Consider the following 23,923-nt stretch of genomic DNA (forward strand, 5'->3'; position numbering starts at 1 on the left):
GTGTCGGACGGACTCGAACCCACCTCGGTGCGCCTGCGGGACGTACCGATCGGCCGCGAGGTGACCAACGGCGTTCTCTCGCTGGGCTTCTACGTGGTGTGCGGGCTGATCGGGCTGCTGCCCGGCTCGCTGAGGAACCGGGCCGCCGACGCCTTCGTGACCTGGTCGGAGAGCGTCGACGAACAGCGGCACAACTGATGTGGTGGGTTCGAGGGGTACTCGTCCTCGGTGTGGTGCTGGCAGCTCCGTTCGCTCTGTTCGTGTACTGGCGGACCCGGTTCTTCTTCCGTGATCCGCACCGCGAACCGCCCGCCGATCCGCGGGCGGTGCTCGCGCCGGCCGACGGCTTCGTCACGTACGTCAAACGGGTGGAGGCCGGCAGTACCGCGTTCGCCGTGAAGAAGGGGCGGACGATCGTTCTCGACGAGATCGCCGGAGTCGCGTCCACCGCCAGCGGCTACCTGATCGGGATCTACATGTCCGAATACTCGGTGCACCGCAATCGAATTCCCGTCTCAGGCACCATCGGTATGCGTCGCCACCGGTCCGCGGCCCCGTTCAACAAGTCGATGGCCAGGGTGGGCGCGAATCTGTTGACCCGACGCACCCCCTACGACGAGGGCTGCGACTACCTGCTCACCAACGAGCGGCTCACCATCTCGATCGAGCACGAGTCCGGTGCCGTGGTGACGGTGACGCAGATAGCCGATCTCTGGGTGGACCGCATCGTCGCGCACGTCGCCGTCGGCGACAGCGTCGAACGCGGCGAGCAATACGGGATGATCCGCTTCGGTTCTCAGTGCGACGTGTTCGTGCCGGACGCACTCGTCGACGAGATCACCGTCCGGCCAGGTAATTACGTGTTCGCCGGGGAGACGACGGTGGCCCGTTCGCCGATCCTCGTGGACGGCAGTCAACAGAGCGAAGAGGAACGATGATCACGATCGAAGAGGTCGACGGCAAAGCAGGCTGGCGCGAGTTCGAGGCCGTCTCGGACCTGGTCTACCAGGGCGATCCGTATCGCCTTCCCGACGAGTCGATGGACCTGCGTCGAGTGCTCATCGCACCGCCGTCCTCGGTCGCCGCCACCCGCATCACCAAGGCATTCCTGGCGCGCGAGAACGGAATTGCCGTCGGTCGCATCGTCGCCATCCACGATCTCTCGTTCACCGAGTACACGGGGGAGTCGATCGGCTTCTTCGGCTTCTACGAGGCCGTCGACGATCACGACGTCGCGACAGCGTTGCTCGACGCTGCCGCGCAATGGCTTTCGGCGCGCGGGCTCGCGACGATTTCCGGGCCGTTCGGACCGTCGATGTTCTACAGCGCAGGCATCGTCGTCGACGAGATCCCGGCGCTGCCCCTGGTGGGGATGCCGCACAATCCGCTCTACTACGCGGCCCACTTCGAGAAGTGGGGTCTGATGGCGGTCAAGGACTTCTACAGTTACCTCTTCGACGACCCGTGCATCATCTACAACGACCCCAAGTACGCGCGGCACATGCAGATCTTCGAGAAGATCAAGGCGCGGTCGGAGGTGACGTTCCGGTCGATGAAGTATCGGACGCTACGCCGCGACGCGCGCATCGTGCGAGACCTCTACAACAAGACGTTCGTCAACTTCTGGGGCTTCTCGCCGCTGTCCTACACGGAGCTGTTCGAGTTGCTGAAGATGATGCTCCCGGTCATCGACCGCAGGCTCACGCTGCTGGCCGAACTCGACGGCAAGCCCGTCGGCTTCCTGATGGGCATCCCGGACGTCAATCAGGCCGCCGCCAAGGCGTCGCACCTGAAGTCGCGCTGGGCGCGAGACCTGGTGACGCTGTGGCACGTCAAGCGTCCGGGCCGGACGGAGATCATCGACGGCGTACGGGTGGACATGCTGTTCGTCGATCCCGATTGCCCCGACCGGGCCGTGTCCTCCCTGCTGATCATGGAGATGTCGGTGCGCATGCGCGACCTCGGGTTCACGCGCGTCGAAGCCGCTCCCGTTCTCGACGACAGTCCGTGGATGAAGGGGTCGGTCCTGTCCAGGACGAAACTCGCTCCGCACCGCACGTACCGCATTTTCAGCCGGGAGTTGACGTAGATGACCGACACGATTTCGCGCATCGACCCGCAGGTGACCACTGGAAACATCGGCGACCGGTGGGGCCGACTCGTCGCGCGTCGGCGCTGGGTGGTGCTGGCGATCTGGACGCTGCTCGCGGTCGGATCGGCGATTCTGTATCCGGCGCTGCAGAATTCGCTGGTCGGAGCCAACTTCTCGGTACCGGGCACCGAATCGAGCCGCGCCGACGACCTGATCGAGCGTCACTTCGAGTCGTTCGGCTCCGAACAACTCGTCGTCACGTTCACCTCCGAATCGGTGAACACGTCGGACCCGGCGTTCCGTGAGCGAGTGGGGGAGGTGGTCTCCTCGCTGCGGCAGTCCCCCGATGTGCTGCGGGTCGTCGACCCCTACGAGACCGCGGGCTTCGTCCCGACGATCTCGCAGGACGGCACGTCGGCGCTCGCGTTCGTCGGTATCGGCGGAGAGGCCAGCGATCGGATCGCGGTGGCCGAACGCGTGCAGGAGATGATCGGCGCGGCGTCCGGCGACGGCGTCGAGGTGGCGGTGACGGGGTATTCCCCGATGACGGTCGATCTCACCCGCGTCGAATCCGAGGACGCCGTGCGGGCCGAGAGCATCGGTCTGCCCATCGCCTTCGTGGTGCTGGTTCTCGCGCTGGGGTCCGTGGTCGCGGGCATCGTGCCGTTGGTCTCCACCGGAATCGGCGTGCTGGCGGCGTTCGGAATGTTCGCGCTGTTGTCCAACTTCATGACGTTCGACGTTCTCGTCACCACCGTGGCGGCGATGTTCGGCCTGGGTCTGGGAATCGATTACGCACTGTTCATCGTCAGTCGATTCCGGGAAGAGATCGGGCGAGCCGGACCACCCGACGATCCGCACCGGACCGAGCGCGCGGTGGGGGCGGCCATGGGTACGGCCGGGCACACCATCGTCATTTCCGGTCTGGTCGTGTTGATCGCACTCGGAGCCCTCGCCATCGTCGATGTTCCTGCCGTCCGCAGCATCTCGTTGGTGGTCGCGCTGACCATCGCGACCGTCGTCGTGGTCGCGTGGACCCTGCTGCCGGCGATTCTCGCGGTTCTGGGAACGCGCATCGGCGCGTGGTCGCTGCCCCACAGATTCCAACCTCCGTCGGTCGACGAGCACGAGGCCGCAGTTCCTACCTGGTGGTCACGGTGGGCGCAGCATGTCATCGAACGACCGTGGCGCTACACGGTCGCGTCGGCCGCGGTGCTCGTCGTGTGCCTGATTCCCATCGGTTCCATCTCGTACGGTGTCGACCTCGGGGCCGAGGCGCTGAGCGCGGAACCGTCCGGACGGGCCAACACGGTCCTGACCGAGAAGTTCGCGCCCGGGACCATCTCGCCCATCACCATCGTGTTCACGGGTGAGGACGACAGTCCGTTGGGACCGCAGCAGCTGGCCACCGTCGACGCGTTCGCTGCCTCCGTGCGCGACGACGATCGCGTCGCCTACGAGCTGGCACAGCCGGAGGGCGGGCGATCGTTGCTGATCGTGGTTCCGTCGGTGCCGATCGACTCGACCGAGGCCGCCGATCTCGTGGGATCCCTTCGAGCGCAGGCGGTTGCCGCCGGCGACACGGACGGCACGAGCGTCTCCGTCGGTGGCACCACCGCACTGGTGGTCGACGCCGCCGACGAGATCTCCGGCAAATTCGCCTGGGTCGTGGCCGCGGTCCTGGCCTTCTCCCTCTTCTACCTGGCCGTCGTCTTCCGCAGTGTGGTGATTCCGCTCAAGGCCGTCGCCATGAACCTGCTGGTCACCGGCGCAGCGTTGGGTGCGACCGTCGCCGTCTTCCAATGGGGTTGGGGGTCGAGCATTCTCGGCTTCGAGAGCCCGGGCTACATCCAGGTGTACCTACCGGTGACGGTGTTCGCCGTGGTCTTCGGCCTGTCGATGGACTACGAGGTGTTCCTCATCGGCCGCATGCGTGAGATGTTCGTGCGGGGAGCGAGCAACGACGTGGCCGTGGTCGACGGCATCGAGCACACCGCCAGGCCCATCACGGCGGCCGCCGCGATCATGATCGCCGTGTTCGCCAGCTTCCTCACCGCCGACGTGCTCGAGCTCAAACAGTTCGGCTTCGCTCTCGCCATCGCCGTACTGTTCGACGCGGTGCTGGTGCGCATGATGATGGTGCCGGCGATGATGAAGCTCTTCGGCGAGCGCAACTGGTGGCCCGGCTCGAAACGCTACGAGGCCGTCGGCAGCTGAGCACGCGCCAGGACGGCACCGCCGGACGTGCGGATCTCGATGTCGGTCACGTCCTGACGCAGCACCGCGGCGTTCATTCGGCACTCGATGGTGATGTCACTACCGAGGAACGTGCCGGACGGACGCTCGACACCCGATCGGTCGACGAGAACCACCTCGTACGGGCCACGATCGGAGATGCCGTCCATCTCCAGGACGGTCTCTGTACCCCACGTGTGGGCGACCAGACCTCCTTCTATGTCCACACTCGGCACCTCGGTGGTGAAGGCGACCTGCTCGTACGCGCCGAGGGTTCCGGGTGGACCGGTGATCGCGGCGGGTGGATTCGCGGGGTCCTGGCGGTAGGCGTCGACTCCGAGCACCACCCCACTGCCGACCACCACCCCCACGATTGCGGCCGCAACGGCCAGCCCTGCCGATCTGCGCTGCCCCCCGAACCGCTGCCTTCCCAACCGCTGCCCACCGAACCGCTGTGTCCGCCGATCTTGCTGCAGCGACCTTTCGGAGCTGCCTGTCGCACCGAGGATTCGCTCGCGAAGGTCGGGTGACGTCGAAGATTCGAGCCACGCGTCGGTAGGGCCGCGGCTCCCGAGAGTCATGGTCAGCGAGCGCAATTCGGCGATCTCGTCGTCGATCGTGGGATCGGATGCAGCGAGCCGACGCAGTTCGGCGGCTTCGGCGTCGTCGAGATCGTCACCGACGGCAGCGGCGATCAACTCGGCTCGGCGATCGGGTGCTGCGCTCATGTCTCCTCCTTTCCGTCGAGATGTTGTCGTAGGGCTCGCAGTGCGTAGAAGGTGCGGGTGCGCAGTGTTCGCACGGCGACCCCGGTCGATTTCGACAGCTCCGCGTAGGAGCTGCCGCCCAGGTGCACTGCGACGACGACCTGCCGATGCTCGGGGGAGAGCAGGGCGAGTGCGGCGATGATGCGGAGCCGCTCGTCGACGTCGGGGCTGGTGTCACGCGTGACCCTGCCCGACTCCCGCCCGACGTCGTCGATCCGGTCCGAGGCCGGCATCGGCATCCTCGTCAGCGACCGCTGAGCATCGACGATCACGTTGCGTTCGATGGCGAACAGCCACGTTCGCAGGGACCCGCGCCCGGGCTCGAATCGGGACCGCGCTCGCCACGCCCGAAGGAAGGTCTCCTGAACACAATCCTCGGCCAGAGTTCTGTCACGGAGAGCGTTGACGGCGAACCCGAGCATGGCCGACGCGTGCTCGTCGTACGCGGCAGCGACGTCGAAGTCCAGTTCGATCACGCTCCCGATGCTCATGACAGTGGATACGTCGGTGGACCCTCGGACGTTCATGGCGAGGGCGGAAAACATTTCTTTACCGAGCTTTGAACATTTTGGCATCGGCGCTCGTACACCTTGCACGGGCTCGCCTGCCCGATACTCCCACGGAAGGCACACGAGATGACCAGACGCTCGATCCCCCGCCCGGCAACGTCGATCCGATCCACCGCCACAGCGCTCGTCGGTGGTACCGCCACCGCTGCGGCGATGATGCTGTTCGCCGCCGCCCCGGCCGGTGCCGATACGCCTGTCGCCGAACCGGATTCCTTCACCAGCGCATTCACGGCCATGGCCACTCCCGACCAGGTGCTCAACGGAGAGGGCGTCGCCACTCCGGGTCAGCCCGGTGCGATGGGTACCTTCACTCTGCGCATCAACTCCGACCTCGACATCATCTGCTACGACATCGCGCTCGAAGGCGTGACCGGCGACTACATGAGCCCGGCCAAGACCGCCACGCACATCCACCAGGCTGCGGCGGGCGCAGCAGGTCCTCCGCGTCTGGCATTCCCGAACCCCACCCCGATCGGCGATGGCCCGCGCACCAGCAGCGGCTGCATGCAGGGACCGTTCACCACCGGCCTGACGCCTGCCGGTGCCGACGCGGACAGCGGGACCGGATTCACCCTGGATCAGATCGAAGCCGACCCGGCAGCCTTCGCCGCCGACACCCACACCGTCGACTTCTCGGCCGGAGCGGTGCGCGGCCAGCTCAGCCAGATTCCGGTCGGGTCCGTTGCGACCGGTGGCGGCGGGTCGGCGCTCGCGGCGTCCGATTCGGCGTCGAGTTCGGTGCTGCCGGTCGTCGGTGCGGTGGCACTGGGCGCGATGGTCGTCGCGGGCGTGACGGTCGCTGCTCGACGCGAGGTGCGGAGCTGAGATATCCGGTTCTGATCGCGGTCGCTGCCGCGGCGGTGGTGGTGGGCTGTTCCTCGCCCCCTCCATCGCCGCCGGCGGCGACCACGCCGGTGTCTTCGCAGCCGTCGTCGAGCACCACCGCGCCTGCACCCGCCGTGCCAGTACCCGCAGTGGATTCGGTGAGACCGGCCCCGACGCGGGTGAGTGCCGTGGACATCGCGCTCGACGAGCCGTTGATCGGCCTGGGGCTCACCGAATCGGGTGAGATGCAGGTGCCCACCGACTACGACGACGTCGGGTGGTTCACCGGAGGTGGCCGACCCGGCGCGATCGGCAGTCCGACGGTGATAGCCGGGCACGTCGACTCGACGACCGGTCCCGCGGTGTTCGATCGCCTGTCGGAACTCGGAATCGGCGATGTCGTTGCGGTGGACGACGAGGCGGGTGGCCGAGCCGAGTACCGCATCGACGAGATCGGTGATTACGGCAAAGCCGAGTTCCCGACGGCGTCGGTCTTCGGGGCTGTGCCTGCCGACGAGATCCGGCTCATCACCTGTTCGGGTGACTTCGACGCAGCCGTGGGCAGCTACGAGCGCAACCTCGTTCTCTACGGAGTGCGCATATGACAGTGCAACGCATATGGCAGTGCGAACACCGAACGTTTTGGAGTTGACCCCGAACGTGTTGTAGCCTGGTCGACGGTTCGGATCACGAATGCTCGCACTCGTGCCCTGACCGCCCAATCAAGTTCTACCCAAGACCGTTGGTCACCGCCTTCTCGAAGGATTCGCTTCCGGGAGTTGTGCGGTTGAAGGTCCGAGACAGCTTCGGACGGCCCACGCAGGAGAACGAGGTAGGGAACCTGTATGCAGCCCTGGTGGCTGCCCGCTCGTTCACGCCCCGTGTGCTTCTTGCGCCGGGGCGTTCGTCGTTTTCCGGCCCTCTCGCGATCGACACAACTTCCCACGAGAGGAGGCGAAGTATGGCAAAGCCCGAAAAGGTCTCAGCAGTATCGGAGATCACCGAACAGTTCAAAGGTTCGACGGCTGCCGTCGTCACGGAATACCGTGGCCTGTCGGTGTCCGGTCTGACTCAGCTCCGGCGTGCGCTCGGCGAAGGTGCCACGTACTCCGTCGCCAAGAACACCCTGGTCAAGCGCGCAGCAGCCGAGGCCGGCATCACCGGCCTCGACGACTTGTTCGTCGGACCGACCGCCATTGCATTCATCAAGGGCGAGCCGGTCGACGCAGCGAAGGCCATCAAGGCCTTCGCGAAGGACAACAAGGCCTTGATCGTCAAGGGCGGCTACATGGACGGCGCAACGCTGTCCGTGGACGAGATCAACAAGATCGCAGACCTCGAGTCGCGCGAAATCCTGTTGGCCAAGCTCGCCGGCGCCATGAAGGGCAACTTGTCGAAGGCTGCAGGCCTGTTCAACGCTCCCGCATCGCAGTTCGCGCGTCTTGCGTTCGCGTTGCAGGAGAAGAAGGCTGCCGGCGAACCCGCCGCAGCCGAGGCACCTGCAGAAACAGAAGCACCGGCGGAAGCTCCCGCCGAAAGCTGATCCGCTGGTATTGGCGAACAGCTCAGCTCCACACCACCAACACCAAGTCGCGGATCAGCGACCAGGTACTTACAGGAAGGACCCGCCACCATGGCGAAGCTCAGCACCGAAGAATTGCTCGACCAGTTCAAGGAGCTCACCCTCCTCGAGCTCAGCGAGTTCGTGAAGGCATTCGAGGAGACCTTCGAGGTCACCGCAGCCGCTCCCGTCGCCGTTGCTGCTGCAGGCGGCGGCGCTGCCCCCGCCGAGGCTGCTGAAGAGCAGGACGAGTTCGACGTCGTCCTCGAGTCGGCCGGCGACAAGAAGATCCAGGTCATCAAGGTCGTCCGTGAGGTTGTCTCCGGCCTCGGCCTGAAGGAAGCCAAGGACCTCGTCGAGAGCGCTCCGAAGGCAATCCTGGAGAAGGTCGCCAAGGATGCAGCCGAGGCTGCCAAGGAGAAGCTGGAAGCTGCCGGCGCAAAGATCTCCGTCAAGTAAGACCGCTTCGTTGCAGTCGCACGTCACGCTCTGACATCGAGAGCGAGTCGAGGGACCGTTTCCACTCCGGTGGGGACGGTCCCTTTTCTGTGTTTCCGGTGGCACCGGTCGAGGTGCCGTTGTGATCGGTCACGGACTCCGCGAGATCGCGTGACACTCGCTCTGCGTCCCTGTTTACTCGACCTCGCCGAAGTCCGAAGCTTTCCGAAGGGTTTCGGCTGTGATCGCTTGTGGCTTGTCACAGCAAAGCTCGGCAGGGACTTGTCACAGTTCTGGCGAGTCGCCGACCGTGTCGCGTGAGATGGGCCACACTGATGCAAGCTCTACAGCCTGACTCGGGGAAGTTCTTACTGGGCGGTAAGCTCCTGTGTCGGAGCGGACACGTGCATGGGTTACAGTGACGCAACCCACATCTGGGTCGATGTGTACGAATTGTGGAGGTCAGCGTGGGAGTCGAGGTTTCGGTCGAGGGATTGACCAAGTCTTTCGGTGTACAGAAGATCTGGCAGGACGTGACGTTGACCCTGCCGAAGGGTGAAGTCAGTGCTCTCCTCGGTCCGTCCGGAACCGGTAAGTCGGTCTTCCTGAAGTCTCTGATCGGCCTCCTCCGGCCCGAGCAGGGCAAGATCTTCATCGACGGAACCGACATCCTGCAGTGCTCCTCACGTGAGCTCTACGAGATCCGCAAGCTCTTCGGCGTGCTGTTCCAGGACGGTGCACTGTTCGGCTCGATGAACCTGTACGACAACGTCGCGTTCCCGCTCCGCGAGCACACCAAGAAGTCCGAGTCCGACATCCGCAAGATCGTCATGGAGAAGTTGGAACTGACGGGTCTGCTCGGTGCCGAGGACAAGCTCCCCGGTGAGATCTCCGGCGGTATGCGTAAGCGCGCCGGCCTCGCCCGCGCTCTGGTTCTCGACCCCGAGATCATCCTCGTCGACGAGCCCGACTCCGGCCTCGATCCCGTTCGTACCACGTACATTTCGCAGACCCTGATCGACATCAACGCCGAGATCGACGCGACGATCCTGATCGTCTCGCACAACATCAACCTGGCGCGGACGGTGCCCGACAACATCGGCATGCTCTTCCGTCGCCAACTGGTCATGTTCGGCCCGCGTGAGGTGCTGCTCACCAGCGACGAGCCGGTGGTCAAGCAGTTCCTCAACGGCACCATGATCGGTCCGATCGGTATGTCGGAGGAGAAGGACGAGGCGCAGATGGCGCAGGAGCAGGCCATGGTCGACGCCGGGCACCACGCCGGTGGCGTCGACGACGTGGAAGGCATCGTCCCGCAGATGAAGGCCACCCCGGGTACTCCGGTCCGCCAGGCCGTCGGACGCAGGCAGGAACGCGTCCGCCAGATCATGCACACCCTGCCGCACAGTGCGCAGGTCGCGATCCAGGAAAGCCTCGACACCACCGATCCCGGTCAGCGGAACCCCGTGTACGCAGACCAGCAGCAGGGCTACGACCAGCAGGGTTATGGCCAGCAGGGTTACGACCAGCAGGGTTACGACCAGCAGGGTTACGACCAGCAGGGCTACGGCCAGCAGGGCTATGGCCAGCAGGGTTACGACCAGCAGGGATACAGCGAGCAAGGTCATGAACAGCAGGGCTACCAAGCTCCGACTCAAGGTCGGGGTCAATAGCAGACATGGGGGGATCGAAGAAGTCCGCGTTCGCTCCGGCGAATGCCGCTCTGACTCAAGCCGGAAATATCGTCGAGCTGTTCGTCGAGGTCGTTCGGAACACCTTTCGTAGGCCGTTCCAGTTCCGCGAATTCATCGAGCAGGCCTGGTTCATCGCCAGCGTCACGATTCTGCCGACAGCGCTCGTCGCGATTCCGTTCGGTGCGGTCGTGTCGCTGCAGACCGGATCGCTCATCAAGCAGCTCGGTGCCGAGTCGTTCACCGGCGCGGCCAGCGTGCTCGCGGTCATTCAGCAGGGCAGTCCGATCGTGACCGCGTTGCTGGTGGCCGGTGCCGCAGGTTCCGCCGTCACGGCCGACCTCGGCTCGCGCACCATTCGCGAGGAGATCGACGCCATGCGGGTGCTGGGCATCGACCCGGTACATCGTCTGGTCGTTCCGCGAGTGCTCGCGATGATTCTCGTCGCACTGTTGCTCAACGGCCTGGTCTCGGTCGTCGGCATCGCCGGCGGTTACTTCTTCAACGTGATCCTCCAGGGCGGCACCCCCGGTGCGTACCTGGCGTCCTTCGGAGCGCTGGCGCAGCTTCCCGATCTGTATGTCGCAGAAGCGAAAGCGGCGATCTTCGGGCTCATCGCGGGCATCATCGCCTCCTACAAGGGGCTCAATCCCAATCCCGGACCCAAGGGCGTCGGCGAGGCAGTGAACCAGACGGTTGTCATCACGTTCCTGCTGCTCTTCTTCGCCAACCTCATTCTGACCCTGGTGTACCTCCAGGTCGTCCCAGCGAAGGGAGCGTAACCGCGATGACGATCGCAAGAGGTCGCGGTGACCGCACACTGATGCGTGTCAAGCGCGTCGGCAATGCCCCGCTCAACGTGCTCGACCGTGCAGGCGAGCAGATGTCGTTCTACCTGCGGGCCATCGGGTGGATTCCCAAGACCGCGGTGCATTACAAGAAGGAGGTGCTTCGCCTGCTGGCGGAGGTCACCTTCGGCAGCGGTGCGCTCGCCGTCATCGGCGGAACCATCGGCGTGATCGTGATGATGTCCGGCTTCACCGGCATCGTCGTCGGCCTGCAGGGCTACGCAGCACTCGAGCAGCTCGGTAGCTCGGTACTGACCGGCTTCCTTTCTGCGTACGTCAACACGCGTGAGATCGCGCCGATCGTCGCAGGACTTGCGCTCTCGGCCACCGTCGGCTGTGGCTTCACCGCCCAGCTCGGTGCCATGCGGATCTCGGAGGAGATCGACGCCCTCGAGGTGATGGCAGTACCGAGCGTGCCGTTCCTGGTGACCACCCGCATGATCGCCGGCTTCGTGGCCGTCATCCCGCTCTACATCGTCGGACTGCTGGCGTCGTACGTCGCGTCCCGTGGGATCAGCACCATCTTCAACGGGCAGTCCACGGGGTCCTACGACCACTACTTCAACCTCTTCCTACCTCCGGAAGACGTGTTGTATTCGTTCCTGAAGGTGCTGATATTCGCCTTCGTCCTGATCATGATCCACTGCTATTACGGCTACCACGCCTCGGGCGGACCTGCCGGTGTCGGTGTGGCCGTGGGCCGTGCCGTTCGTACCGCGATCGTCACGATCGCAGTGCTGGACTTCTTCTTGAGCCTCGCCATCTGGGGCACGACCACCACAGTGAGGGTTGCGGGATGATCGACTCGCCGTCGCGACTGAAGCGAGTACTGCTCGGTTTGGCGTTCTTCCTGGTGCTCATCCTGTTTCTGGGATGGAGCATCACGTCCTACAACAAGACGTTCAAGTCGGTGGTCAACGTCAGCCTCGAAACCGACTCGGTCGGAAATGCTCTGCCGATGAACGCCGATGTGAAGGTGCGCGGAATGATCGTCGGCGAGGTGCGCTCGGCGTCCACCGTCGACGGAGTCGTCACCTCGCAGCTGGCCATCGATCCGGACAAGGCTCCACTGATTCCGTCCAATGCGACGGCGCGGTTGCTGCCCAAGACTCTGTTCGGCGAGCGTTACGTGTCGCTGATCCTGCCCGAGAACGATTCCGCGTCGCCGATCACCGACGGCACGGTCCTGCAGCAGGACACCAGCGGGAACGCCATCGAGGTCGGGCAGTTGCTCGACGGCCTGCTCCCTCTGCTGCAGGCGATCCCGCCGCAGGACCTGGCGAACACCCTCGGGTCGTTGGCACAGGGACTCAGTGGACGTGGTGAGCAGCTCGGCCAGACCATCGACAACCTGACCAACGTCGTGTCGGGGCTGAACACGGAGCTGCCGAACATCCAGCAGACCCTGGTCGGGCTGGCGGACTTCTCGGAGACCTACGCCGACGCTGCGCCCGAACTGATTTCGGCGCTGGACAACCTGCGGACGACGGGCAACACCGTGGTCGAGCGGCAGTCCAGCCTCGAAACGCTGTACGGCTCGCTGACCTCGGCGTCCTACACCACCGCGGACTTCCTGCAGACCAACTCCGAGAACCTCATCGGATTGGCCGCGAACTCGCGTGAAGCTCTCGAGCTGCTGGCCGAGTTCTCCCCGACGTTCGGGTGCACGTTCACCCAGTTCGCCGAAGGTGCCAGGCGCGGCAAGATCGTGCTCGGCGAGGGCGACGAGTACCCCGGCATCAACGTGTCCGCATCGTTCGTCAACCCGAAGGGCCGTTACTTGCCGAACCAGGACGAGCCGCGCTTGTTCGACGATCGCGGAGCCACCTGCTTCGAACCCGCAGCACCGGGAGAGTTCTTCCCGCAGTACCCGGGAGGTTCGATCAACGACGGCTCCTACCAGGTGCCGACCCGCAACCCGGGACCGCAGGTGATCGAAGGGCAGGGGCCGCCCAAGTCGGCTCAGAGCTCCATCGTTCCCGCGGTCGCCGCATCCGCGCAGCCTGCGAGCTACGAGGGCTCGGACTTCGAGCGTGACACTCTCGCCGTGATCTACGGACAGGCGAGTGGTGTTGCACCGGACAGTGTTCCGTCGTGGGCAGCCGCTATCGGCGCACCGGCGATGAGAGGAGTGGAGGTGACCGTGCCATGAGAGGCCTTCTCGCGCCGATCATCAAACTGATCGTGTTCGCCGTGATCACGATCATTGCTACGGCCACCCTTGCCTTCACCATCGCCAACAGCAGTGGCGGCGGCGGTACCAAGTTCTCGGCAGTCTTCACCGACGTCACCTCACTCAACGAGGGCGACGAGGTTCGCATCGCAGGCGTTCGCGTCGGCCAGGTCGACTCGATCGAGATCGCCAACGAGCGCGAAGCGAAAGTGGACTTCACGCTGAGCAGCCGCGATTGGCTGCCCGCCAGTTCGACGGCAACCATCCGGTTCAGGAACCTGGTGGGCCAGCGCTACATCGCCATCGAGCAGGGCTCGGGTGACCAGGGCCGCAAGATCACCGAAGGTGCCACCATTCCGTTGGAACGGACCAAGCCTGCGGTGAATCTGACCACGCTGTTCGACGGCTTCCGGCCGCTGTTCACCACCCTGAGCTCCGACGACGTCAACAAGCTGTCGTACCAGATCATCCAGGTGTTCCAGGGAGAGTCGGGCACGATCAACGAACTGGTCACCAACACGGCGACCCTGACGAACACCGTCGCCGACAAGGACCAGGTCATCGGCCAGGTCATCACCAATCTCAACAACGTGCTGGCGACGGTCAACCAGAACGACGGTCAGCTGGACAGCTTGATCGTCAACACCCAGCAGCTGGTCTCGGGTCTGTCGGCCGACCGTGAGGTCGTCGGCTCGGCCGTCACCTCGCTCGCGGGTCTGACCAACGCCACCGCCGACCTGCTCGAGCCGACTCGGCCGTCGATCCAGGGATCGGTCACGGCACTGAACACGCTGGCCGAGACCATCAACCGTCGAAGCGCCGACGTGGACGCGGTCCTGGGGAATCTGCCCGTGAAGCTCGACAAGCTGATTCGCACGGCCCAGCAAGGATCGTGGTTCACGTTCTACCTGTGCGGTATCGACATCGTCGCCGGACCGGGTACCTCGCCGAACCTGAATCTGCCCACCGGGCTTCCGACCGTCAACCAGCCGCTGTACACGAACTCGGCAGAGCGTTGCAAAGCTGGGGGGATCCAACAATGAAATCTCGTCGTAGTCCGGCCACCATCGGTGCTCTGGGCATTGCCATCATCCTGCTCGCCACGATGTCGGTCTTCTTTCTCGACCGTCTCCCGATCATCGGTGCCGGCTCGGTGTACACCGCCGAGTTCAGCGAGGCCGCAGGTCTCAAGGCCTCCAACGAGGTTCGTATCGCCGGAGTGAAGGTCGGCAAGGTGACCGACGTGCGTCTCGAAGGCGACCGGGTGCTCGTGGACTTCACGGTGCAGGACGCCTGGGTCGGCAGCGAGTCACGGGCCGCCATCGCGATCAAGACGCTGTTGGGACAGAAGTACCTGGCGCTCGACCCGAGCGGCCCGGAGACGCTGAGCCCCAAGGAGCCGATCCCGCTCGAGCGCACCACGTCCCCGTACGACGTCATCGACGCGTTCTCCGATGCGGCGTCGACCATCAACGACATCGACACCGATCAGCTCGCGACGAGTATGCGGACCCTGTCCGAGGCGTTCTCGGAGACGCCTGCGAACATCCGCGCCTCGCTCGACGGCGTCACCCGGTTGTCGCAGACCGTGGCCAGCCGTGACGAGGAGCTCAAGAAGCTGTTCGAGGCCACCGGTGAGACGTCGAAGGTGTTGGCCGACCGCAACGAGCAGTTCAACAAGCTGATCACCGACGCAGGTCCGCTTCTCGAAGAGCTGAACAACCGCCAGCAGGCAATTTCGCAGCTGCTCACCGGCACTCAGCGTGTCTCGCAGGAGCTGACCGGCCTGGTTCGCGACAACGAGGCGACCATCAACCCGATGCTGCAGCAGCTCAACGGCGTCATCGAAATCCTGCAGCGCAACAACGACAATCTCGACCGTGCGCTGAAGCTGTACGAACCGTTCATCCGGCTGTACACGAACGTGACCGGCAACGGTCGATGGCTCGATATCACGCTGGCCAACCTCACACCTCCCGGAGTTCCGTTGATACCTGGCTACCGCCAGCCCTCACTCGACAAGTTGCCGGGGGAATGATGACAGACACGCAGACAGCACCGAGAAACAAGAACAAGCTCGCGCTGATCGCCGTCGTCGTGATCGTGGCGCTGATCGTGGCCGTGGCCGGTTGGTGGTTGTTCACCAGGGCCGGCACGACCAAGATCACCGCGTACTTCGACAAGTCGATCGGCATCTACTCCGGCTCCGAGGTACGAGTGCTGGGCGTCAAGGTCGGCACGGTCGACTCCGTCACGCCACTCGGTGACGACGTCGAGGTCGTCCTTCGCGTCGACCGCGGGGTCGACATCCCGGCCGACGCCAAGGCCGTGCAGGTCAGTCCGTCGCTCGTCGCCGATCGTTACGTCCAGCTCTCACCCGTCTACACCGGCGGAGACACCATGGCGGACGGCACGACGATCGGTCGCGATCGCACCGCCACACCCGTCGAGGTCGACGAGCTGTACAAGTCCATCAACGACCTGTCGACCGCCCTCGGTCCCGACGGTGCGAACAAGGACGGCGCTCTCACCGACCTCGTCAACACCGGTGCCGCGAACCTCGACGGCAACGGTGAAGCCCTGGGCGACAGCATCACCCAGCTGTCTGCCGCCGGCCGCACTCTGAGCGATTCGCGCACCGACGTCTTCGACACGATCAAGAATCTGCAGACGTTCGTCAGCGCTCTGGCCGTCAACGATCAGCAGGTCCGCAACTTCAACACCCAGTTGGCCGACCTGACCGGTTTCCTGTCGGGTCAGCGAGAGGATCTGGGAGCTGCGCTCCAGCAGCTGTCGGTTTCGCTCGGCGACGTGGCGACGTTCGTCGCGGACAACCGGACCGAACTGACCGATGCCGCAAACGGTCTCGTGGTTCCGACTCAGACGCTCGCCGACAACCGCGAGCAGCTGGTGCAAACACTCACGTTGCTGCCGCTGGCCATCAGCAACCTGGTGAACGCCTACGACGCCGAGTCCGGCACGCTCGCCTCGCGCGCCAATCTCCAGAACGAGACCCAGGATCCGCTGGGCACCGTGTGCAAGCTCCTCGACCTCGGCGCGCTCGTTCCCGGCGATCCGCGCTTCGAGGCACTCGGTGCGCAGATTCAGCCGATCATCGATCAGTGCGCCAACATCACCACGATGATCCAGGCACCGATCACCGACCAGAACCGCATCGTGCTGCCGTTCGGTGTTCTCACCAACGACATCGAGCAGAACGTGTCCGTGCCGGGCACCGTGCCGGGCGTCGTCTCGCCGAGGCTCGGAAACAGCACGATGCCCGGACTGGAGCAGTCGTACATCGGAGGTGGGGGACAGTGAGAACCTCTGTGAAAGGGAATCGAGCCCGCGTGAAGCGTTCCTTGGTCGTCGGAGCAGGCGTGTGCGTGGTGGCGCTGTCGGCCGGAGCGTGCTCGTCGGCCGGCATCTACGCCGTACCGCTTCCCGGTGGTGCCGATGTCGGTGACAATCCTTTCAACCTGACGGTGCAGTTCGACGACGTACTCGACCTCGTCCCGCAGTCGACCGTCAAGGTCGACGGTGTGGCTGTCGGCCGGGTGGCTTCCATCTCCGTCCCGAACGAGGGGTGGACGGCCGATGTCGACGTCATCCTCAACTCGGACGTGGATCTGCCTGCCAATGCGATCGCATCGGTGCAGCAGACCAACCTGCTCGGTGAGAAGTTCGTGCAGCTCTCGGCACCTCCCGCGGACGAGTCCGCAGCGCGGCTGCAGGACGGCGACACCATCCCGCTGGATCGAACCCGCCACGCGACCGACATCGAGCAGGTACTCGGTGCGCTCTCGCTGCTGCTCAACGGTGGCGGCGTGGGGCAGCTCTCGCCGATCGTCAAGGAACTGAGCACGGCATTCGACGGTCGCGAAGGCAGGACCAAAGAGCTTCTGCAGCAGGCGAACACGCTGATCGACGGCCTCAACCAGCAGCGTGACGACATCACCCGCGCCATCGATGGTCTCGACACTCTCAGCGGCCGCGTCAACACGCAGACCGACAAGATCGACGCCGTGCTGAAGGATCTGCCGATCGCCACCGAGGTGCTCGAACAGCAGCGCCCGCAGCTGACCGAGATGCTCGGAGCTCTCGATCGTCTCGGAGCCGTCGGCACCGACGTGATCGACCGTTCCAAGGACGATCTGATCGCAGACCTGCGGGCACTGCGCCCGACGCTCCAGGCGCTGGCCGATTCGGCGGACGACGTGGTGACATCGCTTGCGGTGATTCCCACGCTGCCGTTCGCCGACGGAACCGAGAAGATCATCGAAGGCAACTCCGCCAACCTGTTCCTCTCTCTCGACCTGTCGATCGGAACTGCGCTGCGTAACTTCGGCGTCGGTGAAGGCGATCCGGTCTACGTCCAGCCCAAGTACGGCAACACACTGCCGGTGGTCGATCCGTCGAATCCGTACTACAACGGAAACGGACCTCGGCCGGGTTGGCCGACGATCTCGTTGCTGCCGTTGCCTCCGATCATCCCGTCACCGGTTCCGGGCCCGGGTGCTCCGGCGAACGAGCAGGCTGCCGCGGCCGCCGCGCCCGCACCGGCCGATCCGTTGGCACCGTTGAACGATCTGCTCGAGCGATTCGGAGTTGGACAGTGAGATCGAGACTGGTTCGCATTCAATTGGTCCTCTTCGTCGTGGTCGCCGTATTGGGCTTGGTCTATGTCGGTGCCAAGTACGTGCGCCTGGACAACATGCTCGGCTTCGGGCAGTACCAGGTCGATCTGAATCTCGCTGATTCCGGTGGCATCTTCTCCAATGCCGAGGTCACCTACCGAGGTGTTCCGGTGGGAACCGTCGGGGATCTGGAACTGACGCAGGACGGCGTCCGGGTCGCGCTCATGCTCGACAACGGTGGGCCGGACATCCCGGCCGGCACGAAGGCCGTCGTCGCCAACCGGTCTGCGATCGGTGAGCAGTACGTCGACTTGCAGCCCGACACCGATCAGGGCCCGTTCCTGGTCGACGGTTCGCAGATCGCACAGGCCGACACCACCACTCCCGTGCCGGTGGAGGACGTACTCGCCAACACGAACACGTTGGTCCGGTCGGTACCGCTGGACACGCTGACGCGGGTCGTCAACGAACTCGGCGTCGCGTTCGACGGTAAGGGCGCAGATCTGGCGTCTCTCGTCGATTCGCTCGGGAACATCTCCGAAGCAGGCAACGAGGCGTTGCCGGAGACGCTTGCGCTGGTGCGTGACGCGGTGCCGGTGTTGAACACGCAGTCCGAGCAGTCGGATCTGATTCGTCAGTTCAGCACCAGCCTGGACGAGGTGACGGCTCAGTTGAAGTCCAGCGATCCGGACATTCGTCGCCTGATCGATACCGGTACGGCGGCAGGCGATCAGGTCGGCGGTCTCATCACCGATGCCGGTCCGGCTCTGACCACCGACATCAACAACCTGGCCTTGGTTGCTGCTCAGGCCGAACCGCGGTACGTCGCGCTTCGTCCGTTCCTGACGTTCCTGCCTGCCCTCGGTGCCGGCATCTCGACGATCGTCCCGAACGACGGCACCATCCATCAGGGTCTGCTGCTCGAGGTCAACAACCCGCCGCCCTGCACGGTGGGCTACGAGGGTTCGCAGGCCATCCTCGACGAGGAGAAGCGCAAGAACCCGAACTTCGATCCGACTCGGGAGAACTACCCGTTGAACCTCGACGCGAATTGCGCGACACCGCAGGGCAGCGTCACGGGTGTGCGGTCCGCGAACCGCATCGTGTTCGCGGATCCGGACGTGCCGCAGCCGTGGGACCTGAAGCCCAAGGTCGATCCGGAGAAGCTCAATCTCAACCCCATCGCCACCCAGTTGGCACCGCTGATCGGCGTCACGCCGAAGTAGTGAAATCGGTGGAACTGCTGCTCAGCACTGCCGTCGGGCCGAGAGTGGTTCGGCCGGATATTACCGAGTAGTAGGGTGGAAAGTGTGAACTCGAGCACCGAAGCCCTGGAGTCCCCAGCGACTCCAGGGCGCACCAAGACCGCGAAAATTCTGTTGGCCGTCGTCACGGTGATCGCCGTTGCCGCTCTCGCGGCGGCAGTGTTCTTCGGTTACGGCTGGGGCAATGCGTTACTGAGCCAGAAGCCCACCGCGGACACCAGGGACGCGGCGCTGACCGGAGCTCAGCAGGCCGCCGTCAACCTGAACACGGTCGACGCAGCAGCCATCGACCAGTCGTTCGACAACATGAAGTCGTCGATCACCGGCGACCTGATGCTCAACGACCTCGAGCAGACTCGCTCGGGCATCACCGATCAGGTTCGCCAGTCCGGTGCCAAGAGCGAGGCCGAGGTGTTGCACGGCACGCTCACCGAGCTGAGCACGGACGAGAACACCGCCACCGCCCTTGTCGTCATTGCGACGACGACCACCTGGCCCGATCGCGTCGAGCGCAGCAAGCTGACGATGCGTCTGGCCATGGAAGAGGTCGACGGGGTGTGGAAGACCAACAAGGTCGACCCCATCGGTTCACGGATCTCGCTCGACAACCCGAACACCAATCCCGTTGTTCCGACCGAACCGGGCGGCCCCGCCGACCCGAATGCGGTCGATCCGAATGCGGCCGATCCCAGTGCGGAAGCGACGCCGGCTCCCCAGCCCGACGCCGGCGGCAACTGAGAGACCCGGCATTGGTGTTTTCCGTCTGTACCGAAGTGAGTTTCGAAGGAGTTCTGTAGTGCCTCCCCAGCGTCGCAAGATCGTTCCACCCACCACCACCAGCAAAGTTCGCCGGAAGGTGGCCGGGACCGGGAAGCCGATTGCTGCCAACTCCGCCACGGACTCGACCGGTGCCGAGGCGTCTGCTGCGACCGAGACTTCGGCGATCACCACGACACCGCCGACCGAGCCCGTATCGGACAAGCCCGCAGCCGACAAGCCCGCACTCGACAAGCCCGCTGCCGACAAGCCTGCTGTCGCCAAGCCCGCTGCCGATAAGCCTGTGCTCGACAAGGCAGCAACCGGCAAGTCTGTGACCGCTGAGCCCGCAGCCGATTCCGCGTCGACCGACTCTGCCGCCGGGTCGGCGTCGGGGATCGGCTACAAGCACGTCATCGTCGTTGCGGTCATCGCCGTTGTGCTCGGTGCGTTCGCTGCCGTCGCCGCGTTCAAGCCGTTCGCCACGATCGACAACGCAGCCTGGGTGGATTCCGCGGCGACGCAGGAAGTCACCTCGGCCGCGACCGACGCGCTGCAAACCCTGTACACGTACAAGGCCGCCACGATCGACGCCGATTTCGATGCCGCTCGTGCGGTGCTCAATCAGTCGATGCTCGACGAGTTCAACTCCACCGCGGAAACCACCAAATCGGCCGTGGTGCAGACGGATACGGGAACCGAAGCCATGGTCACCGATATCGGCGTCTCGCGGCTGGAGGACGGCATGGCGGAACTGATCGCCAACGTGAACATCAGTGCCACGCAGAACGGTGTCGCATCGGGTAGTGCCGAGGGCCCGTTGACGGTGAACATGGAGAAGGTCGACGGCACCTGGAAGCTGTCGGCAATCGACGATCAGTAGGCGCGCCACAACAGCACTCGATCCGGCCCCGTTCGACGCAGAATTCCTGCTCGGACGGGGCTTTTTCGTGCGCTTTTCGGCGGTCTGTCACCGGCTGGCCACCGAGTTACCATCGCGATTGCGTCCTGGCTTGGGACGAGCCCTGGTTGTTCGAGACAACCAATAGACGCTCGACAGCCAGGGGTGGATCCGATGAAAACGGAGCATGCTGGTCATGACTGACACAACCATCGATTATTCCGTGCTGGAATCCAGGTCCGGTCGTTCGGGCTTTGCCGAGCACGTCAATCCCGAACTGTATCGGCTGTTGTCTGCGCTGAACTTGGATCGCGAGTACGTGCGGGGCGACGGGACGGTTCTGTTCGACGCCGCGGGTCGTCGCTATCTGGACTTCGCGGGCGCATATGGGGCGCTGCCCTTCGGCCACGGCCCCACTCCGATCTGGCAGGCGATCAACGATGTTCGCTGCAGCGGGGAGGCGATCTTCGTGCAGCCGTCGGTGCTGACGGCAGCGGGTGAATTGGCAGATCGGTTGGGGCGCATCGCACCCGACGGGTTGACGCGGACGACGTTCGTCAACAGTGGTACCGAGGCCACCGAGGTGGCGCTCAAGATCGCACGAGCGCACACCGGTCGGCTGGGTGTACTGACCACCGGGAACAGTTTTCACGGCAAGACTCTGGGCGCTTTGTCTGCGACGGGAAACATCAAGTATCAGAGCGGTTTCGGTGCACCGGTCGAGGGATTCGATCACATCGAGTTCGGTGATTCGGACGCGCTCGACGCGACCCTGGCGGCGGCACCCGGGCACTATGCGGTGTTTCTGGTGGAGCCGATTCAGGGTGAGGGCGGGGTGGTGTGTCCACCCGACGGGTACCTGCGTCGCGTGCGGGAGATCTGTGATCGGCACGGGGTGCTGATGGCTCTCGACGAGGTGCAGACCGGGCTCGGCCGGACCGGCAGGATGTTCGCCGCCGAGCACGAGGGTGTGGTTCCGGACATTCTCACCGTGGCCAAGGCGCTCGGGGGAGGGATCGTGCCGGTGGGTGCGGTGTTGTGTGCGCCGAGGTTGGTGGACGAGAGTTTCGCGCTCCGTCACACGTCGACCTTCGCGGGGAACGCGTTGGCCGCGCGGGTCGGTATCGCGGTTCTCGACGAGTTGACTCGAGACGACTGCGCTCTGGTGCAGAACGTGGCCGTTCTCGGGCGGCAGCTGAAGAACGATCTCTCCGTGCTGGCCGAGAAATATCCGTCGGTGGTCACCGCAGTGCGCGGTCGCGGACTGTTGCTGGGCCTGGAACTCACCGCGGACGTGAACTTCGTCGGGCGACAGTCGTTGCTGGGGTCGATTGCCGATCAACACAATCTGGCCGTGGTGATCTGCTCGTACTTGCTCGATGTCGAGGGGATACGTGTGGCTCCGACTCTGTTCGGTAACAGGGTGATTCGGATCGAACCACCGTTGACGGTGTCGGCGGTGCAGTGCTCGCGGCTGGTCGCGGCGTTGGATCGGGCATTGGGTTATGCGGCGGTGGGGGACCTGGACGGATTGTTCGGGCATCTGCTGGGCCGCCCGACCGTCGCCACTCCGCCCGCGCTCGAGGCGTTGCGCCCGGGTCGGACGCCCGATATCGCTGTGCGACCGGCCGATCGACGCTTCGCGTTCATCGCGCATCCACTCGATCTCGGATTCTTCGCTGCGTTCGATCCGGCGCTGGAGGTGTTCGACCACGGCGAGCGGCAGGACCTGCTCGAGCGGTTCGCGGCATCGACGTCCGAGCTCGAACCTGCGTCGTTCGTCATCGGCAGCGGCCGAGTCGTCGGGGGTGAGGAGGCGACGGCGCACGGCGATCTGATCGGGCTGCCGTACACCTCCGAGCAGTTGCTGCACCTGCCGACCGAGCAGGCTCTGCGGGTGGTCGGCAGTGCCGTCGAACTGGCGATCTCACGCGGTGCGACGGTGGTCGGGTTGGGCGGTTATTCGTCGGTGATCACCGGGAACGGGTTGGGCCTCGGCGCGACGACGCGACCGATCACCACCGGCAACACGTTCACCGCTGCGGCGAGTCTGCGGGCTGTTCGACGCGTGTGCCGTGAACGCGGTATCGATGTCGCGCGGGCTCGGGTGACGATTCTCGGTGCCGCCGGCGCGATCGGGCGAACCATCGGCATGCAGCTGGCCGGTGAGGTCGGCAGCATCGTGCTGGTCGGTAGGCGGGGGGAGAGTTCGGTCATCGCGCCCAAGCTGTGGGCGGCCGCGCAGGAGATGGTGGCGAGCGCTCGGGCCGGTGCGGGTTCGGGAGATCTGGCCGCTGCCGCGCACGCGGTCGACGGTGATCTGGACGATCTGATCAGGTCGCGACATGTCGAGTTCTTCACCGATCCTGTTGCTGCGGTGCAGGATTCGTTGATCGTCATCGCTGCGACGTCGGCGCCGCATGCGCTGATCGATCCGACGGATCTGATGGAGGGTGCCATCGTCTGCGATGTTGCGCAGCCGCCGAACATCGGCCGGGACGTGCGCAGTGAGCGGCCCGACGTGACGGTGTTCGACGGCGGCATCGTGCGGGTGCCGTCGGGCTCGGATTTCGGGTTGACCTACGGGTTGGCTCCGGGGCTGACGTACGCCTGCATGGCCGAGACGATGCTGATCGCGTTGTCGGGTGAGTTCGGACTGCGCAGTATCGGCACCACCCTCGACGGCGACAGCGTGGAGCGGTTGGGTGAGTTGGCGGACGTCCACGGTTTCGCGCTCGCCGAGGCCACGCGGTGGCGCGAGGGCGACCGGTAGACGGCAGGGGCGGGGCGCGTCGGTTTCCCGCCCCCCCGACTGCGTCGATGGACCCTTGCATACGTCTCGGCGGTGCAATGGTCCATCGACGCGACTGGTTCGAGTGCGGTATCACGAACAACGGATCGGGCCGAACCTCTTGACGAAGGGGGCGGCACGGTTCACTCTTGTCGTCAGGAGCACCCCCAGTGGTTTCTGAAGCGCAGTGGTTTGATGAGCGCAGTGGTTCCGGGCGTTCGGCAGGCGACACGCTTTCGTCGAGTCGGCGCGTGAATGGACCCCGGGTGCTACTTTTGATGCCCCCGTTGCGCTGTGCGCACATTTGGGGTACCTTTGGACGTTGCGCTGGCTGCCTCCTGTCCACCTCTCGATCGCTGTTACCCGAAAGCACG

General features: G+C 64.8%; 22 protein-coding genes. 20 read left to right on the forward strand and 2 right to left on the reverse strand.

Annotation, left to right across the window (positions count from 1 at the left end):
* From CH283_RS02515 to CH283_RS02530, 4 genes are read left to right on the forward strand one after another with little or no spacing between them, the layout of a single operon-like run.
* The gene (locus tag CH283_RS02515; protein ID WP_094641114.1) at positions 1 to 198 is read left to right on the forward strand and encodes a serine/threonine protein phosphatase; all 198 of its coding nucleotides are present in this window, start codon (positions 1 to 3) and stop codon (positions 196 to 198) included.
* The gene (locus tag CH283_RS02520) at positions 198 to 938 is read left to right on the forward strand and encodes a phosphatidylserine decarboxylase (protein WP_094641115.1); all 741 of its coding nucleotides are present in this window, start codon (positions 198 to 200) and stop codon (positions 936 to 938) included. Before CH283_RS02515 ends, CH283_RS02520 begins: the two co-directional genes overlap by 1 nt.
* Positions 935 to 2,089: a hypothetical protein gene (locus CH283_RS02525; protein WP_094641116.1), complete on the forward strand. Its 1,155-nt coding sequence runs from the start codon at positions 935 to 937 to the stop codon at positions 2,087 to 2,089. The genes CH283_RS02520 and CH283_RS02525 overlap by 4 nt, the downstream gene beginning before the upstream one ends.
* On the forward strand, positions 2,090 to 4,309 hold the full coding sequence (locus CH283_RS02530; RefSeq protein WP_094641117.1) for an MMPL family transporter: 2,220 nt from the start codon (positions 2,090 to 2,092) through the stop codon (positions 4,307 to 4,309).
* On the opposite strand, the gene CH283_RS02535 is transcribed toward CH283_RS02530, so the two are convergent.
* Both CH283_RS02535 and CH283_RS02540 read right to left on the reverse strand, forming a co-directional pair.
* On the reverse strand, positions 4,288 to 5,055 hold the full coding sequence (locus CH283_RS02535; RefSeq protein WP_094641118.1) for a hypothetical protein: 768 nt from the start codon (positions 5,053 to 5,055) through the stop codon (positions 4,288 to 4,290). The two genes, CH283_RS02530 and CH283_RS02535, sit on opposite strands and share 22 nt — an antisense overlap.
* A complete protein-coding gene (locus CH283_RS02540) occupies positions 5,052 to 5,570 on the reverse strand; it encodes a sigma-70 family RNA polymerase sigma factor (RefSeq protein WP_255183052.1) in 519 nt (172 codons plus the stop codon). Before CH283_RS02540 ends, CH283_RS02535 begins: the two co-directional genes overlap by 4 nt.
* A 159-nt stretch (positions 5,571 to 5,729) precedes the next feature.
* Between CH283_RS02540 and CH283_RS02545 the strand changes: the two genes are divergently transcribed.
* The 16 genes from CH283_RS02545 (at position 5,730) to CH283_RS02620 (ending at position 23,531) form a co-directional block, all read left to right on the forward strand.
* A complete protein-coding gene (locus CH283_RS02545; RefSeq protein WP_094641119.1) occupies positions 5,730 to 6,488 on the forward strand; it encodes a CHRD domain-containing protein in 759 nt (252 codons plus the stop codon).
* Between the two features lie 158 nt (positions 6,489 to 6,646).
* Positions 6,647 to 7,093, forward strand: coding sequence for a class F sortase (locus CH283_RS02550; protein WP_255183053.1), 447 nt, complete (start codon positions 6,647 to 6,649; stop codon positions 7,091 to 7,093).
* A gap of 356 nt (positions 7,094 to 7,449) precedes the next feature.
* Entirely contained in the window at positions 7,450 to 8,031 is a 582-nt protein-coding gene (gene rplJ, locus CH283_RS02555; RefSeq protein WP_094641121.1) for a 50S ribosomal protein L10, read from the forward strand.
* A 90-nt stretch (positions 8,032 to 8,121) separates the two neighbouring features.
* On the forward strand, positions 8,122 to 8,508 hold the full coding sequence (gene rplL / locus CH283_RS02560; RefSeq protein WP_057475236.1) for a 50S ribosomal protein L7/L12: 387 nt from the start codon (positions 8,122 to 8,124) through the stop codon (positions 8,506 to 8,508).
* 446 nt (positions 8,509 to 8,954) lie between these two features.
* The gene (locus tag CH283_RS02565) at positions 8,955 to 10,160 is read left to right on the forward strand and encodes an ABC transporter ATP-binding protein (RefSeq protein ID WP_176460398.1); all 1,206 of its coding nucleotides are present in this window, start codon (positions 8,955 to 8,957) and stop codon (positions 10,158 to 10,160) included.
* Positions 10,161 to 10,165: 5 nt separating this feature from the next.
* Positions 10,166 to 10,960 (forward strand): MlaE family ABC transporter permease, encoded by a 795-nt coding sequence (locus tag CH283_RS02570; protein WP_037191254.1) that lies wholly within the window; start codon positions 10,166 to 10,168, stop codon positions 10,958 to 10,960.
* 5 nt (positions 10,961 to 10,965) lie between these two features.
* On the forward strand, positions 10,966 to 11,826 hold the full coding sequence (locus CH283_RS02575) for an MlaE family ABC transporter permease (RefSeq protein WP_027498223.1): 861 nt from the start codon (positions 10,966 to 10,968) through the stop codon (positions 11,824 to 11,826).
* A complete protein-coding gene (locus tag CH283_RS02580; protein ID WP_094641123.1) occupies positions 11,823 to 13,178 on the forward strand; it encodes an MCE family protein in 1,356 nt (451 codons plus the stop codon). Before CH283_RS02575 ends, CH283_RS02580 begins: the two co-directional genes overlap by 4 nt.
* Positions 13,175 to 14,242, forward strand: coding sequence for an MCE family protein (locus CH283_RS02585; RefSeq protein ID WP_094641124.1), 1,068 nt, complete (start codon positions 13,175 to 13,177; stop codon positions 14,240 to 14,242). The genes CH283_RS02580 and CH283_RS02585 overlap by 4 nt, the downstream gene beginning before the upstream one ends.
* A complete protein-coding gene (locus tag CH283_RS02590) occupies positions 14,239 to 15,237 on the forward strand; it encodes an MCE family protein (RefSeq protein WP_094641125.1) in 999 nt (332 codons plus the stop codon). Before CH283_RS02585 ends, CH283_RS02590 begins: the two co-directional genes overlap by 4 nt.
* Positions 15,237 to 16,520, forward strand: coding sequence for an MCE family protein (locus CH283_RS02595; protein ID WP_094641126.1), 1,284 nt, complete (start codon positions 15,237 to 15,239; stop codon positions 16,518 to 16,520). The genes CH283_RS02590 and CH283_RS02595 overlap by 1 nt, the downstream gene beginning before the upstream one ends.
* A gap of 29 nt (positions 16,521 to 16,549) precedes the next feature.
* The gene (locus CH283_RS02600) at positions 16,550 to 17,818 is read left to right on the forward strand and encodes an MCE family protein (RefSeq protein WP_094641127.1); all 1,269 of its coding nucleotides are present in this window, start codon (positions 16,550 to 16,552) and stop codon (positions 17,816 to 17,818) included.
* Entirely contained in the window at positions 17,815 to 19,062 is a 1,248-nt protein-coding gene (locus CH283_RS02605; protein WP_094641128.1) for an MCE family protein, read from the forward strand. The genes CH283_RS02600 and CH283_RS02605 overlap by 4 nt, the downstream gene beginning before the upstream one ends.
* An 84-nt stretch (positions 19,063 to 19,146) precedes the next feature.
* Positions 19,147 to 19,839 carry a hypothetical protein gene (locus CH283_RS02610; protein ID WP_094641129.1) on the forward strand — a complete coding sequence of 231 codons (693 nt, stop codon included), beginning with the start codon at positions 19,147 to 19,149 and terminating at the stop codon, positions 19,837 to 19,839.
* Between the two features lie 58 nt (positions 19,840 to 19,897).
* Positions 19,898 to 20,740 carry a hypothetical protein gene (locus tag CH283_RS02615; RefSeq protein WP_094641130.1) on the forward strand — a complete coding sequence of 281 codons (843 nt, stop codon included), beginning with the start codon at positions 19,898 to 19,900 and terminating at the stop codon, positions 20,738 to 20,740.
* 214 nt (positions 20,741 to 20,954) lie between these two features.
* The gene (locus CH283_RS02620) at positions 20,955 to 23,531 is read left to right on the forward strand and encodes an aminotransferase class III-fold pyridoxal phosphate-dependent enzyme (protein WP_094641500.1); all 2,577 of its coding nucleotides are present in this window, start codon (positions 20,955 to 20,957) and stop codon (positions 23,529 to 23,531) included.
* Positions 23,532 to 23,923: the final 392 nt, after the last annotated feature.

It is taken from the genome of Rhodococcus sp. 05-2254-2, from assembly GCF_002259095.1.
In the GTDB taxonomy this organism is placed as follows: domain Bacteria; phylum Actinomycetota; class Actinomycetes; order Mycobacteriales; family Mycobacteriaceae; genus Rhodococcoides.

Excerpts from the sequence above, each read along its gene's own strand:
- CH283_RS02520 (WP_094641115.1), top strand. The coding sequence starts at position 198 with ATGTGGTGGGTTCGAGGGGTACTCGTCCTCGGTGTGGTGCTGGCAGCT.
- CH283_RS02525 (WP_094641116.1), top strand. The coding sequence starts at position 935 with ATGATCACGATCGAAGAGGTCGACGGCAAAGCAGGCTGGCGCGAGTTC.
- CH283_RS02530 (WP_094641117.1), top strand. The coding sequence starts at position 2,090 with ATGACCGACACGATTTCGCGCATCGACCCGCAGGTGACCACTGGAAAC.
- CH283_RS02535 (WP_094641118.1), bottom strand. The coding sequence starts at position 5,055 with ATGAGCGCAGCACCCGATCGCCGAGCCGAGTTGATCGCCGCTGCCGTC.
- CH283_RS02545 (WP_094641119.1), top strand. The coding sequence starts at position 5,730 with ATGACCAGACGCTCGATCCCCCGCCCGGCAACGTCGATCCGATCCACC.
- rplJ (WP_094641121.1), top strand. The coding sequence starts at position 7,450 with ATGGCAAAGCCCGAAAAGGTCTCAGCAGTATCGGAGATCACCGAACAG.
- rplL (WP_057475236.1), top strand. The coding sequence starts at position 8,122 with ATGGCGAAGCTCAGCACCGAAGAATTGCTCGACCAGTTCAAGGAGCTC.
- CH283_RS02570 (WP_037191254.1), top strand. The coding sequence starts at position 10,166 with ATGGGGGGATCGAAGAAGTCCGCGTTCGCTCCGGCGAATGCCGCTCTG.
- CH283_RS02575 (WP_027498223.1), top strand. The coding sequence starts at position 10,966 with ATGACGATCGCAAGAGGTCGCGGTGACCGCACACTGATGCGTGTCAAG.
- CH283_RS02580 (WP_094641123.1), top strand. The coding sequence starts at position 11,823 with ATGATCGACTCGCCGTCGCGACTGAAGCGAGTACTGCTCGGTTTGGCG.
- CH283_RS02585 (WP_094641124.1), top strand. The coding sequence starts at position 13,175 with ATGAGAGGCCTTCTCGCGCCGATCATCAAACTGATCGTGTTCGCCGTG.
- CH283_RS02590 (WP_094641125.1), top strand. The coding sequence starts at position 14,239 with ATGAAATCTCGTCGTAGTCCGGCCACCATCGGTGCTCTGGGCATTGCC.
- CH283_RS02595 (WP_094641126.1), top strand. The coding sequence starts at position 15,237 with ATGACAGACACGCAGACAGCACCGAGAAACAAGAACAAGCTCGCGCTG.
- CH283_RS02620 (WP_094641500.1), top strand. The coding sequence starts at position 20,955 with ATGACTGACACAACCATCGATTATTCCGTGCTGGAATCCAGGTCCGGT.